Annotated in this window: 12 protein-coding genes; 1 reads left to right on the top strand and 11 read right to left on the bottom strand. The window is 36.7% G+C overall.

What is annotated here, in order from left to right:
- Nucleotides 1-500 precede the first annotated feature (500 nt).
- The gene (locus HOO91_21645; protein NOU20168.1) at nucleotides 501-875 is read right to left on the bottom strand and encodes a hypothetical protein; all 375 of its coding nucleotides are present in this window, start codon (nucleotides 873-875) and stop codon (nucleotides 501-503) included.
- A 417-nt stretch (nucleotides 876-1,292) separates the two neighbouring features.
- Between HOO91_21645 and HOO91_21640 the strand changes: the two genes are divergently transcribed.
- Nucleotides 1,293-3,086, top strand: coding sequence for a hypothetical protein (locus HOO91_21640; protein ID NOU20167.1), 1,794 nt, complete (start codon nucleotides 1,293-1,295; stop codon nucleotides 3,084-3,086).
- Between the two features lie 1,015 nt (nucleotides 3,087-4,101).
- On the opposite strand, the gene hydG is transcribed toward HOO91_21640, so the two are convergent.
- The 10 genes from hydG to nuoE form a co-directional block, all read right to left on the bottom strand.
- On the bottom strand, nucleotides 4,102-5,529 hold the full coding sequence (gene hydG / locus HOO91_21635) for a [FeFe] hydrogenase H-cluster radical SAM maturase HydG (GenBank protein NOU20166.1): 1,428 nt from the start codon (nucleotides 5,527-5,529) through the stop codon (nucleotides 4,102-4,104).
- Nucleotides 5,530-5,618: 89 nt separating this feature from the next.
- Nucleotides 5,619-5,864 (bottom strand): CopG family transcriptional regulator, encoded by a 246-nt coding sequence (locus HOO91_21630; protein ID NOU20165.1) that lies wholly within the window; start codon nucleotides 5,862-5,864, stop codon nucleotides 5,619-5,621.
- Between the two features lie 151 nt (nucleotides 5,865-6,015).
- The gene (locus tag HOO91_21625; GenBank protein ID NOU20164.1) at nucleotides 6,016-6,957 is read right to left on the bottom strand and encodes a riboflavin biosynthesis protein RibF; all 942 of its coding nucleotides are present in this window, start codon (nucleotides 6,955-6,957) and stop codon (nucleotides 6,016-6,018) included.
- Nucleotides 6,958-7,006: 49 nt separating this feature from the next.
- On the bottom strand, nucleotides 7,007-7,633 hold the full coding sequence (locus tag HOO91_21620) for a redox-sensing transcriptional repressor Rex (protein NOU20163.1): 627 nt from the start codon (nucleotides 7,631-7,633) through the stop codon (nucleotides 7,007-7,009).
- 30 nt (nucleotides 7,634-7,663) lie between these two features.
- Entirely contained in the window at nucleotides 7,664-8,815 is a 1,152-nt protein-coding gene (locus HOO91_21615; protein NOU20162.1) for a hybrid sensor histidine kinase/response regulator, read from the bottom strand.
- A 1-nt stretch (nucleotide 8,816) separates the two neighbouring features.
- A complete protein-coding gene (locus tag HOO91_21610) occupies nucleotides 8,817-9,215 on the bottom strand; it encodes a response regulator (GenBank protein NOU20161.1) in 399 nt (132 codons plus the stop codon).
- 80 nt (nucleotides 9,216-9,295) lie between these two features.
- Entirely contained in the window at nucleotides 9,296-11,305 is a 2,010-nt protein-coding gene (locus tag HOO91_21605; protein ID NOU20160.1) for a 4Fe-4S dicluster domain-containing protein, read from the bottom strand.
- A 62-nt stretch (nucleotides 11,306-11,367) separates the two neighbouring features.
- Complete coding sequence (locus tag HOO91_21600) at nucleotides 11,368-13,092, bottom strand: 4Fe-4S binding protein (protein ID NOU20159.1); 1,725 nt, start codon at nucleotides 13,090-13,092, stop codon at nucleotides 11,368-11,370.
- Nucleotides 13,093-13,123: 31 nt separating this feature from the next.
- Complete coding sequence (locus HOO91_21595) at nucleotides 13,124-15,070, bottom strand: 4Fe-4S binding protein (protein ID NOU20158.1); 1,947 nt, start codon at nucleotides 15,068-15,070, stop codon at nucleotides 13,124-13,126.
- Nucleotides 15,071-15,098: 28 nt separating this feature from the next.
- Nucleotides 15,099-15,557: an NADH-quinone oxidoreductase subunit NuoE gene (gene nuoE, locus HOO91_21590; GenBank protein NOU20157.1), complete on the bottom strand. Its 459-nt coding sequence runs from the start codon at nucleotides 15,555-15,557 to the stop codon at nucleotides 15,099-15,101.
- Nucleotides 15,558-15,614: the final 57 nt, after the last annotated feature.

Genomic DNA, 15,614 nt, shown 5'->3' with positions numbered 1-15,614 from the left:
AAACATCGAGGAGGCTTGGACTTCGCCTATCGCTCATTGGGGCTTAATTCTTAATCAGTATTTGATTATCTTTGAAAATAGGTGTAGACAATAAAAAATCTGTTTACACAATCTTCTTTACACTCTCAGACAATAAAAAATCTGTTTACACAATCTTCTTTACACTCTCAAAATACCTCGTCGGATCGATTCTACAATACGTCGAATTGACTCTGCAATGCGTTAAATGAACGTTACAATACGTTAGATTGTCCCTTAAATTCGCTAGATTGAATTGGAAACTCGCCAGAACGCTTCTTAAGTTAGTTAGATTGAGTTGGAAACTTACCAGAACAACCCAGAAACTTGCTAGATTGACCCTGCAATGCGTCGGATCGATTCTGCAATACGTCGGATTGACCTTGCAACACGTCGGAACGACTCTGCAATGCGTCGGATCGATTCAGCAATACGTCGGATCGTCCCTTAAGCTCGCAGGATGCGATATTAAGCTCGTTAAATTAACTCTGCAATACGTTAAATCGTCCCTTAAGCTCGTTAAATTGACTCTGCAATACGTTAAATGAACGCTTAAGCTCGCAAGATGCGATAGTAACATCACATAACGTAATATTAAACTCGCAGAATGAGATGTTAAATTCGCAAAATGAGATGTTAAACTCGCCGAATGAACGCTGCAATTCGCTAAATCGATCCTGATAAGAGTTCCGAACTTTTAAAAAGTTCGGAACTCTAGCGTATAATTCGCCAAATAAAGCCTTAAGTTCGTCAAACCAAACCTGCAACTCATCAAATTGATACTTAAGCTCTCCAAATTGACCCTGTAACTCGCCAAACCAACCCTCAATTTTACAGGAACAGGAAGCATTCAGCAAACTGTGTTATTCATATAATTAGCTCAAAGAACAACTTACACCGAAATGGTTAAAAATTAAGTATATACATGTTGTATATCTCAAAATTAAAAAACAATATGTTCATAAATAAAGAATTTTTATAAACATAAATATTTTTATATTTGATAAAAAAATCCTGCTTGGTAAAATTTGCTGAAAGCAAATCTTGCTGAGCAGGGAAAACGTTTTAAGCAGGAATTTTCTGTGGTCAAAGATCGCAATTTAAAGACGATGAGGTTATGCTCCTCTGACCGAGCGTACATTTGCGAGTTAGTTGAAAGCAAACTTAGCCGAGGGGGAGATTCTGTTTTAATTAAGACGCAATGCTATTAAACTGTCATATATTTACAATATGTTATTATAAATTGTCTTCACATCCTAATAAACTGGAACAAAATGAGTACAATATCGTTAACAAGCGTTCAACACTCATTAAATAGTCTGGGAGTTCAATTAATACTGAATGGAACCATAATAGACAGCATATGTGATGTGTTAGATTTTAAAATTGAATGTGATGGTCATCAAACTATTGGTCAAACGATAATATTATGGACTACATTCCCAAATGGAACATGGAGTCTAACAATTCAAACAGAATGTCTATGCAATGAAAGGATTTTAATATATGCCAAATGTGCAGAGGAGGCTTATCAATACCTTCAAACCATTCCACCAATTCCATGTTGTTGCCCAACATTAGAACTAACTAAAATTAAGATAGGACGCTGTGTAAACGGAATTCAGCAAGTAAGCTTTGATTATATAATTACCCCTTCGACTAACCCTCGATGTCCCGATATAGTTGGGACATTAAATATTTCTTCATTTGGGAATTTCCTAGGACTATCAATACCAATCGGCCCCTTGATGAATAATGTTTCTGGTTTATCATTACCTGCCGGTCACACTTATACTGTAACCTTGACATTAGCCACTCCGTCTGATTGCCCACCAATAAATGTGGATTTAATTATACCAGCATGTGATGATTGCTGTCCTCAATTAGATTTACAGACAAATATTGGAGAATGTGATGCAAACGGCAATAGACCTGTGATTTTTACTTACACAATTACTCCATCTTTGAATACAAATTGCCCCCTTATAAATGCGACATTAGTAATACCCAATACTCCTAATATTCTTATATCGTTATCTTCTTCATCCCCATATACTAATTCAATAACTGTATTGTGCCAACCAGGTGTTTATACTGCGAGCTTAATAGTTAATACACCTATTAATTGTGCAGGCAAAACGATTAATTTTATTATTTCTCCTTCTTGCCCCACTGCAATTGTAAAAAGAAAAGTCCGAGATTGTGATGCAGATTACGATAAAAGGCATATGTTGGTTAAAGCCGATATAACCTCACCTTGTGGCGATACAATCTCAGCAGAGTTGGAAGTTGATGGTCAAATTATTGCTTCCGACTTTGGGCCAAGTCCATTAACATTGGAAGGAGAAGCTGATTTTGAATGTAGTCACCAACCGGTATTGGTTAAAGTTACTGGATGCCCTAATATACCTGAAGAAATCTGTGTGCCAGACTGCGAAAGCGTTTGGTGTTCAATAAAACGCGGATTATTATTGACCGCTTTGGGATCTGCTGTAATATTGTGGATGTTATTTGCGGTTCATGCTGCCATAAGTGGAGTGCTTTTCTGGGTAATACCGGTTAAAAATATTCTTCTATGGAAGGCGGTTATTATGTCTATATTTGCTTTGATTCTTTTATTCACATGGTTACCTTGCATAAAAAATTGTTGGAAATGCAAACTGCTACTTATTCTTTGGCAATTAATTCTTGTAATACTTTGCGGGTTATTCTTTTTAATAAAAGGTTTTTTTGAATATTTGGTTCTTGCTTATAGTGTTAGTGGTTTTTGGCTATATTTATTGTTGATTTTAATTTTAGTGGTTGTAATAGTCTTATTTATAATTATTGTTATTTTATTATTTAATTTTTGGAAGTCCATATGTTGTCCTCAAAAATGCACAAGATTAGAAGAATTATATTTAGCGTTTGTAATTGGGTTCGGCTCAGCATTAGTTGCGGCTTTAAATATTACTGAAATATGGCAGGATTTTAGATGGCAGCCAATTGCCTGGGCGGTCGGGCTCTTTATACTGCTTTTCTATTTGATTTACGTGCATAATTGCAACAATCCGGACGAATGGGAATAATATTTTTTAATGTATAAAATGATTGTGTTATGTCACCCTGTTGTGGACAAAATAAAAATATTACGACGCTTGCCAAAAAGAAGCTCGGAAAATGTAAAAAATGTATGGTACTTTCATTTTCAGGGATGTTAGTGAGTATCAGTTTGTTTTGTTTCCTAACTGTCTCAACTAATTCTCCTCTACTTGTACTGATATTCATTGCAGTCATAATGATTTGTTTTATCCTGCTTTCAATGCTACATGGTATTTACTATTTTAGAAAGAGTTCTTAAAATAGACTCATCCTAAAAAAAATTACAGATTAATACTCCACCCACTCGGCATTCCAAGCCATACGCAAGCAAAACAGAATAACCATTTTTGCATTACCAAATAACAACCAACGGTAAAAGTTAAGCCAAACTGCTAGCTACGTGATTTGCTAAAACGCAAAACCCTATTGTAAGTCCACAATTGTGAATTGCGTTGCAATGAAATGCCGCTGCATCTCAACTATCGCAATTTGCGATAGCCTAACTGTGAATGGTAAGATTATTATGCAGGATTGCTGTTTAGAGAGTTTGGATTTGGTATGTTAATTTTGATTTTTTAATTGATATTACTTGTATACATAATTGAGTTTTTTGAATAATGTAATAAGGTTGAAATTTTGTATAAACAATACTTTTCTACTAAGGTAAATATTTGAAAATAAGGTTTTAAAAACCTTAGCAGAAAATTAAACAACCAATAAAATCAACCATATTACCTTATTTTATTAACATAAATATTGTAAGAATTTTATTAAATCCCGCTAGAGCAGATTTGAATTAGTATGAAATTTCACTGCATCCCAACTATCGCAATTTGCGATAGTCTAATTGTGAATGATAAGTTTATTATTCAGGTTTGCTGTTGAATGTAATATTAAGGTTATACCCCCTTGTGTTCCCCCTTAAAATAAGGGGGAAATCCTACCCACATTGGTCTATTGAATATCTTGAGATATCAACCTTAAAAAAAACTCAAACAGTTTCTAAAAGTAAAGGTCTCTTTCGCCTGCAATTATCTTATCTATTCGCCTTCTCACCTCTTCAGCATCTTGATGTCCATTTAGCTGGTTAAGATTCTTTTCAATCAGTTTATAACCTTTCTCTTTTTGTTCTGGTGTTCCATAATCAACAAGGTATTCGGTTAATGTCATCAGTGCATTTGGGGTGCAGTAACGTTTAATAAAACCGGGTACGGAAAATTCCATGAAATGCTCTCCCGTTCTTCCTAATCGATAGCAAGCAGTACAGAACGATGGGATATAATCGTTTTCGATGAGTTCGTCAATAATCTCGCTTAATGAGCGATTATCGTTTATTGTAAACTGCTCACGATTTAAGTTTTGCTTATCATTCTCGGTGTGTGAGTATGAACCAAGTTCAATTTTGGTTCCCCCATCAATCTGAGAAACACCAAATTGGATTACTTGCCTCCTTATATTAACGGGTTCGCGGGCTGTGAGTATTAAGCCTGTGTAAGGAACTGCAAGGCGCAGAATTGCAACTAGTTTAACAAAATCCTCATCGGATACAAAGTGTTTATCAGTAATATCAAGCGATGCCGCTGATTTAATACGTGGAAACGAGATTGTATGAGGGCCAACATTGTAGCAAGCCTCTAGGTGATTGGTATGTCTTATTAAGGAAAGCACTTCGAATCTCCAATCGTATAGGCCAAACAGGGCACCAATTCCAACATCATCGAGTCCTGCTTCTTGAGCACGGTCAAGTGAGGTTAATCGCCATTCGTAATCGCGCTTTTTACCCGATGGGTGATAGTTTTCATATGCTTCGGGATCGTAGGTTTCCTGAAAAACCTGATAGGTTCCAATTCCCGATTCTTTAACGGTTTTAAAACCTTCAATATCTAAAGGTGCTGCATTGATATTTACTCTTCGAATCTCGCCATTATTCTTCTTAACCCCATAAACCAATTTTACGGTGTGAGCAATATACTCAGGTGAGTAGTTCTGATGCTCTCCATAAACCAGAATCAAACGTTTTTGACCATTCTCCTCAAGAGCCTCAACCTCCTTAACAATTTCATCATCGGCAAGGGTTTTCCGAACAGCCTCCTTGTTTGATGATCTAAATCCACAGTATTTGCAGTTATTGGTACACTTGTTCCCAATGTATAAAGGGGCAAAGAGGACAATCCTGTTCCCATAAACCTTCTCCTTAAGCGTACGAGCTCCCTGCAAAATCTCCTCAACAAGTTCAGGATCGGTAGTATTTACAAGAGTTGCAGTATCCTCAAGATTAAGACGTTGCTTATCCATTGCTTTTGCAATAACCTGCCTAACCTTTTCTTTGGTTGGTTTTGTGCTGTTTATGTATCCCCAAATTTCCTCAGAATCAATAAAAGGTTTCATCCGCTCATCGGGGATTCTGTATGTTTCTGGTTTGAATTTCATATATAGTATTATTAATCAATAAACAATTCAATTACACAACCTACCTTGGCTGATAATAAAAGATTGCTAGAAGTTGATTAAAAAGCCAATTAACCCTTCATCATAAGGGTTTTTACCTGAACTCCTTCAAGTTTACCAATGGGACCAGTAAGTGCGCTAAGCTCATCGCTTGTGCCTTCGAGCATAAGCGAGATTACACTTAGGTTACGATCCCTTAATGGAATGCCTTGTCGACCGATAATTACATCGGAATGAACAGATAAAATCTGGTTTAATTTGTTTACGCTATCCCGATTCTCAACCAGAATTAGCGCTGCTCCGAGCCTCTTTTCCATCAGACCATTTCTTTTGGATCAGACATTTTCAAGATTCCTTGGAGTCGAACTATTCAACACCTTAGAAGTTGAAGTGATATTTATACTTTAAACGATAATTACACTACAAAGATACTATCTGTTATTCAAATAACAAATGATATAAATCAGGTCAATATATTAACTCATCTATAGCTTTTTGCCCTTGGCTAAGTTGGTGCTTCAACTGTGATGGATTATTAATTTTTAAGCCAACCGATATTTGCTTCTGAAAATAAATAGTAGCATCACCATCTGGAAACTGATTATCAAAATCAAGAATATGAATTTCTACAAACTGATTCTGTAGATGCAATGCATCATTCTCCTCATCAACCCAAACTATAAGCATTGCCTTATAATTTCTGCTGTTCCACTCCAAGGAAGTTGCGTAAATACCTGCTGGAGGGATTAACTTTCCTACCTCTTCAATTTGAATGTTTAAAGTTGGGAAACCAGCATTGGTGAAATAGTGCGTTCCTTTACCTAATGAGCCAATAATTATGTACTTATGATCAAGGTAAGCATTTGCCCTTTGGACACGACCATCTTTTATTGCTTTACGAATTGTTGTAGAACTAACCGTTTCGTGCTGTATATCCTGTTCGGGAATCTCTTCCACTTCAAAACCCAACTCCTCTTTCAGTTTATAGAGATAGGAGTAATCTCCTTCACGATTATGCCCGAAATGATGATTAAATCCAACAACAATGAATTTTGCGTTAATCTTTGCAACTAAAAAATTTCTGATAAATTCATGCGATGAAACTCGGGAAAACTCAAGTGTAAAATTTACAATGATAAGATGATCGAGTCCTGTTTTGCCCAACAGTTCAATTTTCTCCTTCTGAGAGTTGATAAACATCAAATCCTTACCCTGTGTTTCGGGGTAAAGGACTTTTCGAGGATGCGGGTAAAATGTAATTAAAACCGATTCGCCTTCAATACTCCTTGCAATTTCGTTTATCCTGTTAATTATGGTTTTATGACCAATATGAACTCCATCAAATGAGCCTGTAGTTACAACAGCGTTCTTAATTTTCTTGGCTTCTTCAAAGCCATAATGTACTAACATTTATATTGATAATTGAAATATTCTAAAAAATATTTTCGGATTGCAACCACTAACTCTTAACCTGATCCTTTACAAAGTATGCAACTTTTTCAATTGAAGTAATCATATCAAACTCTTCAAGAAAAACGCTTTCAGGTGCATTAATTGGAGTGGTAGTAAAGTTTAAAATACCTTTAATACCTGCTGCTACGAGCGTTTCGGCTATTGTTGCAGTGGCTTCTGGGGGAGATGTTATTATTGCAATTGATATTTTGTTGGCCTTAATCATATCTTTTAAATCTTTGATATGATAACAGTTAACACCTGATATGACTCTATTTGTTTTATTAGAATCCACATCAAACGTTGCCACTATATTTAGTTTAGGACGTTTACCTGTAAAATATGTTGTAACAGCTCTTCCAAGATTACCCATTCCAATAACTATAACATTCAAGCCGTTCTTATGGTCAAGTAATTTACTAATAACTTCAATGAGTTCACGGGCATCATAGCCTTTCTTTTTCATGCTCGAATACCCAATTAGCATAAGATCACGGCGCACCTGCACAGCAGTTATATTATGCAATCGTGCTAACTCATGTGAATATATATGTGTTTTGCCCTTGGTCAAACATTCCAACAAAGTACGACGGTACACGCTTAGCCTTTCAACTGTTTTCTCGGGTAACTTCATCTAGTATTTTTTTGCAATATTACGATTTTATCAGGTTAATCCAGTAATTTCATTTAAAGAAGGTAAAATTGGGAAGTATAAAGTGAATGTAGTACCCTGTGCTGGTGAACTTTCAACCTCTATTCTTCCATTATATAAATCTACTAATTTTTTAACAATCGATAAGCCTAAACCGCTACCAGAAATATTTTTTGTTGATGAATTCTTTATTCTGGAAAATTCTTGGAATAGCTTTGGGATATCCTCTTTCTCGATTCCAAAACCCGTATCCTCTATTTTAACGATAACCTCATCAGAAGTTGATTTTATTGATACATTCACAGAGCCTCCATCCTTGTTATATTTAACAGCATTTGAAATCATGTTGTTAAAAATAATTTCCATCTCTTCACCGTCAGCCATAAATGACAGCTGATTTTCAACATTTAAATTTAGTTTAACATCCCGTTGAACTGCAAGCGGTGTCATTCCATCAATTGCAGATTTAGCGATTAGTTCAAGATCTATCTCTCGCAAATCGCGTTTCTTCTTACCTGAATCAATCCTTGTAAGATCAAGAAGATCCATTATCAGGTTTCTCATCGATTTAACACGCGAAAGGGATCTATCTATCATCTCCTGATAATCATCAATGTTATCACCTGCCTGCTTTTCTTGCATTAATTTTAAATAACCTTCAATGGCATTTAATGGTGATTTTAACTCATGCGAAAGGACTGTTAAGAATTTGAAACGGATTATTTTACCCTCTTTGTGTAATTTTCGGGTCATTCTACGGAGAAAGTAATGCTTGGCAATATTCTCCATCGAGGCCTTTAATTCCTGTGGAGTAAAGGGTTTTGGAACAAAATCGTAGGCTCCTATATTTGTTGCACTAACAGCTAGTTCAAGTGATGCGAAAGATGTTATCATCATCACAAGGATATCGAGCTGATTATTATTGATGTACTCAAGCACCTCAACGCCCTGCATTCCGGGCAATTTATTATCGAGAAGTACAATTGCAGGAAGTTTTTTATTGATTATATCTAACGCCTCTTCCCCCGTTGCTGCCTCAAGAATGTTGAACTGAATATCATCATCCATAAAAGGGTAACTAACCGAAAAATTACGTAGTATTCGGTTTATACCAGATCTTATGCCCGGTTCATCATCAACGACCAATACATCAAGTTTCTCCATGCTAGAGTTTTAGTAGTTTTAAAATCTCCTTGTGCAGCTGATCTGTACGGATTCCTTTTTCTAGGTACAAATCGGCTCTAATCCACTTACGTTCTTGCTCAGTGCTAATGCCAAAGGTCATCCCTGTTTCAGCCGCTACCGCTGTTGCAATGATGATAGGTACATCAGGGTATCTCCGTTTCATCTTATAGCATAGTATAAACCCGCTATCATCGTTCTCCATCATCAGGTCAAGAATTGCTAAATCGGGTTTTAGCGAGGATAGTAAGTTTTCGGCTTCCTTCTGACTCTCAGCCACTACTACATTAAAACCAAATTTTTCAACCTGAAGTTTTAATTGAAATAGATAGTCGATGTCATCATCAACAATCAGAATAGTTTTATTTGAATAGTTTGGCATTGTTTATATAATTGTTGTTATTTATTTGATGCTAGTTTTTCCGTCTGTCTTCCGTCTTTTCATTTTTCGCTCTTCATTCTTCACTCTTCTCCCTCACTCGCTTCCCCTTCTTCACGAGGAATAATAATTCTAAAAGTAGTTCCTGTTGGACCTTTTAATCTATCATTATTTGACTCAACCTCTATCCTACCCTTATGCATTTTAACAATACCATAAGTTGTAGCAAGCCCAAGACCTGTACCCTTCCCAATACCCTTTGTAGTGAAAAAAGGAGTATATAATTTATCCATATTCTCTTCTGGAATGCCAGTTCCTGTATCTTTTATATTAAAAATCACTTCCTTTTCAGTCCCACCAACCTCAATAGACAGAAAACCTCCTGTTGGCATTGCTTCAATCGCATTCTTATTCAAATTGGTTAAAACTTGCATCATTTGCTCATAATCTAATTGTGCTTCACAATTACTTGAAGTACATGCAACAGATGTTTTAACGTTATGAGGAACAATTACAGATTTAATGCTATCCTCAGCCAATTTTTTCAGATTTATAACTTCAAGTTTAACCTGATTTTTACGAGCAAAATTCAACAAACCACTTACTATTTTCTTACACCTTTCTGCTTGAGATGCAATGAGTTCTATATCTTGCCTAATTGGATCATCAGGTGGATACTCATCTAAAAGTATGTTACTATACATCATAACAACTCCAAGGGGGTTGTTTAATTCATGGGCAATACCTGCTGAAAGTTGACCCATGTGAGCTAGTTTTTCCGATTGTTTTAGAGCTTGTTGAACTTTTGCGAGTTTCTCATTGGAAACTGCAAGATCTTTTAAAGAAGCATGCATTTCCTCTATGGTATAAGGCAAGCACATCTCGACCTCTGCTAAACCTTCAACAATGGCAATGGCATGTTCCGTACATGTATCATATCCACAAGCACCACAATTAAGATGATCGCGATTTGAGAACTTTCCCATTGAGGCTAATACTTTGTGAACCTCGTCCTCTGAGGGTAATGGTTTTCGTCTATCAGAAGGTTGGAATTCTTTCACCATGTCTATATCGCAGAACTCTTCAAAAGAATTCTTCCACTCATCTAGATGCTCAGGGGTTAGCCTCTGTTGCACATAAGAACTAATGTATGTTCTACGTTCAAATCGCTTGCCACCAGGGGTCATACCTGGACCCATTATACATCCCTCGCAGCAAAGCAATTCGAGGTTTTGTCCCTTCAAACTGTTGGCTTCAAATTCCTTAATCGCCTCCTGAAAGCCAATCCGTCCCTCAGCCACTATAACATTGCCCTCTACTACATCATCAAAAATATTTACAGTTTGTATTAATCCTCGGCTAACCGGGAAAATAGCTCCACGCCCAGCATGTGGAGGGTCAAATTCCGAAGCCTCAACTAATTCAGGTTTTAATTCGGATAATTCAAACATACCTCGCAACTCACGAAAGGTAAGAGCCTCCTCAATCTCTTCCGACTCAGCTTTTTTAGCAATACATGGGCCTACAAAAACAATCTTAACGTCTTTATCAAGTTTTTTCTTAACAACACGAGCCATAGCCACCATTGGCGATACTACAGGTGCTAGGTTTTTAACCAATGCTGGATGGTAATATCTTATATAAGAAACGATTGCAGGGCAGTCTGAAGAAATGTAGTTTTTACCCGATCGTTCTTCAAGTAACCCCTTGTATTTCTTTGCAACTAAATCGGCTCCAAACGCTACCTCAAAAACATAATCAAATCCAAGTGCTCTAACCATACCAACAAATTTGTGGTAATCTTTAATATCAGTAAATTCGGCTGGAAAACTAGGGGCAATGATAGCAGCAACTTTATCTTCTGATTGGAGTAGATTTTTAACATCTAACCTAGATTGATAAAATACTTTTGCTTCCTGACTACAAACTTTTATACAGTTACCACATCCTATACACCTCTCGCTCATAACTTCTGCCTGACCATTAATAATCCGAATAGCCTTAGCAGGACATTCCCTTACGCACGTATAGCAAACCCTACAGAGTTCTTTAACGGTATAAACTAGTTTGACTTGTTCTTTATTGAGGGGCATCGTATATTGTTGTCTTTATTAATTTTATATTGAACTTTGATTTTTATTATTTCCTTAAATTTCTATAGAAGCACATCCCTTTTGCTATAACAAGTATGCAAATGCCGCTTAGCTTTATCACTTCCGGGTTTCTCTAAATATTTTTCATACAGATCCATAGCTAATGGATTTTTATGCGAAACTTTTAGGCTATCAATTTCATCAATATCATAAAGAGTCCGCATTCTGGCTTTTACATCTTTATCATCAGATTTAAATGGTTGACCACCGCCATTAACACAACCGCCAGGACAAGCCATTATTTCAATAAAATGAGCGTTAATTGTTTTATTTAGAATTCCATCCATAAGATTTCTAATCCCTGCAAAACCATTAGCAATTACAATCTTAATCTCCTTTCCTCCAATCTTAACGGCAACCTCCTTAACGCCATTTACCATTCTTAATTCCTGATATTTCATCGATGACATCTCTTTACCTGTCATCCTAAAATGAAGTGTTCTTAGCATTGCTTCGGTTGTACCTCCAGAAACTCCGAATAGTTTACTCGCTGAACTCCGCACACCAAAAGGGGAATCAGGTGTCTGGGGCTCTATATTATGCATATCGATACCATAAAGTTGAATTAGGCGAGAGAACTCTCTTGTTGTAAGCACTACGTCCACATCGGAAATAGTTTTATGGGTCATCTCCTCACGCTGAGCCTCAAATTTCTTAGCCAAGCATGGCATAATAGCAACTGAGTATATTGAATTAGGGTTGATTCCTTGCTCTGATGCAAAGTAGGATTTGATAATTGAACCCAGCATCTGCTGTGGCGATTTACATGTTGAAATTAACGGAAGAACCTCTGGGTAAAACTGTTCGGCATATTTTATCCAAGCAGGGCAACAACTTGATATTACTGGAAATCCATCGTTTGACTCCAACTTCTGCATCAATGTCTCAACCGTTTCCATAACAGCAACATCAGCAGCAAAAGCAGTATCAAAGATATAGTTGAAACCTATTTTTCTTAAAGCAGCATTGATTAATCCATTAATATCCTTACCCGGTTTTATTCCAAACTCTTCGGCCAATGATACTGTAACTGCAGGACCATACTGAACAATAACATTTAGTGCTGGGTTATTTAGCGAATCTAAAACCTCATCCATATAGCCATGTTCATGTAGTGCCCCAGTTGGACAAACCATTACACATCTACCGCAATTAATACAGCTTGAGAAATTCAGATCACGAGCCATAGCCGTTCCTATAAGCGTTTTGTTTCCTCTATTTAAAAAATCGAGGGTGGAAACGGATTGTATTTCATCGCAAACACGAACACATCTTCCACAAAGAATACATTTAGCAGGATCTCTAACAATGCTTGGACTTGATAAATCGAGTTTATGACGGCTCTTTTTACCAGAAATTCTACGCTCGCGGATATTAAGGTCAATTGCTAAATCTTGTAATTCGCAACAACCATTTCTTTCGCAGTATAAACAATCATCAGGATGATTCGACAAAAGCAACTCAACTAGAGTCTTACGTGCCTTAACAACTCGTGGAGAATGCGTTTTAATACGCATCGATTCCTCAACAGGATGAGAGCACGAAGTAATCAGGTTCTCCTTGCCCTCTACCTCCACTACACAAATTCTGCATGCACCAGTTGGTGAGAGGTCTTTCATGTTACAAAGGGTTGGAACTTTGATTCCATTCCGATAAAGTGTGGAAAGAATGGTTTCACCTTTACGTGCCTCTATAACCCTGTTATTTACCTCAATATTGAATTGCATAACTGCTTAGGTTTTTTGTAACTCATTCTTACTACTTAAAGTAAACTGCTGAAAATTTGCATACTTCTTCACAAATACCGCACCCAATACACTTATCCTCAACAACAAAGTAAGGTGAGCGGGGTGTTCCTATAATAGCATTAGTTGGGCATTTCTTTGCACATGCTGTACAACCAGTACACTTTTCAATATCAATATAGAATGTACGCAAATCACGACAAACACCTGCTTTACATTTACGATCAAAAATGTGCTCCTCGTACTCCTCGCGAAAAAGTTTTAATGAGCGGAGTACTGGATTTGAAGCGTTTTGTCCAAGCCCACAGAGCGAAGTATCACGCATCACTTCAGCAAGACTTTCGAGGTGTATTACCCCTTTGAAACGTTCGAGAGTGTTTTGTCCATTCTCGCTAACTGGTCGTCGGGTGATATTTTGTAAAATTTCTAGCATCCTACGTGAACCTTCACGGCAAGGAATACATTTACCACAACTCTCTTTTTGAATAAAATACATGAAATACTTAACTAGGTCAATCATACAAACCGAATCATCGATAACCTGTATACCTCCAGACCCCATTGCAATTCCAGCCTCTTTCATTTTATCAAAGTCGATCTGGATATCCAACTCTTCAGGTAGTACGCTAAACCCTGATGGGCCACCAATATGAATAGCTTTTAACTTTTTACTATTTAATGTGCCACCAGTAATATCAATAATTTTTGATAGTGACGTACCCATCGATACCTCAACAAAGCATGTATTTGAAACTTTACCAGAAATAGAAAACAACTTTGTACCCTTTGATTTTTCTGTTCCAATTGAAGTATACCAATCTACCCCATTAAGGATAATGCTTGAAACATTTGCAACGGTTTCAACATTATTTACAACAGTGGGTCTTCCAAAAAGACCTTGCTCTGTTGGATATGGCGGTTTTACGGTTGGCATTCCCCGTTTCCCCTCAATACTTTTTATTAAAGCAGTCTCCTCCCCGCAAACATAAGCGCCTGGGCCTTTGCGAACAGACATTTCAATATTAAATCCGCTATCAAGTATATTATAACCCAATAAACCAACCTCGTAAGCTTGCTTAATTGCTAATTCAAGCCTTTCAACGGTTAAAATATTGCTATTTCGGGTATATATAATTGCTTTGCTTGCTCCCACTGCGTATGCACTAATAATCAACCCTTCAATTATTCTATGTGGATCACTCTCCATCAGTAACCGATAAACAAATGCACCAGGATCGCTTTCATCGGCATTACAAATCATATAGCGCTGATCGGTTGAAACCTGCAATGCCTTTCTCCACTTTGTTCCTGTTGGATATCCTCCGCCACCACGACCTCTTAAGCCACTCTGCTCAATCATGGAGCATATTTCTTCGTATGTATGATTACGAAGAGCTTTCGACAGGGCACGATATCCTCCAAAAGCCATGTAATCGATAATACTATTGGGATCAATTCTCCCGCAATTTGCTAATACAACACGATTTTGTCCCTTAAAATATTCCAAATCATCAATAAAGGGAATTCCCTGCCATGGCTCATATAACTCATGTCGATACTGTCCCAAAACTAGTTCCGATGGTACAAACTTATTCAAAACCCCATCCAGTATTGTTGGGATATCATTTGGAGTAACCTTGCGGAAAATAATCCTATTTTTTCCTGGAAGTTGTACATCAACCAAAGGTTCATCTGAACATAATCCTATACTACCAACAACGACCAAATCAATGTCTAAGTTCTTCTCAGAAACATATGATTCAATTGCAATTCGAACATCAAGTACACCTGCACAAATTGATGAACTTGTAATACCAAGATATATGACTGGTTTAGAAATTCTATTACGACGAAAAAAATCAAGTTTATTTTTAACATCCTTAGAATAACCTAAAGGATCGTTGATTAATACATGCTCTAGGAAAAATTTTGTATCGTTTGGATTAATGAGGTTATCCATATTATTTTTATCAATATTTCAATAAATTTTATTCTCCGTTCAGATCAACAAGTAATTGCCCTAGATGAGTTTCGGAGAGATTACTATGATACTCACCATTAACAGAAATTACAGGTGCTTGCGCACAGGCACCAATGCACTGAACAATCTCTAAACTAAATTTACCATTACGGGTTGTATGCCCTGCTTTAACTTTTAACTTTTTTTCAATGATATCGATAATTTTAACTGCACCAAATATATGACATGCAGTACCATGACAAACCTGAATGTGGTATTTCCCTTTAGGTTCAAATCTAAATTGGTTATAAAAAGTTGCTAGACCATAGATTTTACTTGTTGGTATATTAAGATGATTTCCCACTTGTACTATGGCTTGTTCCGAAAGGTATCCCAACTCCTCCTGTATTTCTTGGAGAATGGGAATTAAACTATCCCTACGTGAGTGACTATATTTCTCTAATAGTAAATTAATTGTATCTTCCATTAAATGTTTTTTAAATTTAATCGGTAAAAAAACGTTAAATATATCAATATCAGAACA

The organism is Bacteroidales bacterium, from assembly GCA_013141385.1.
Classification (GTDB): Bacteria; Bacteroidota; Bacteroidia; order Bacteroidales; family Tenuifilaceae; genus UBA8529.
Note: the sequence above shows the minus strand (reverse complement) of the source record. Positions and strands in the feature narration are given on the sequence as shown.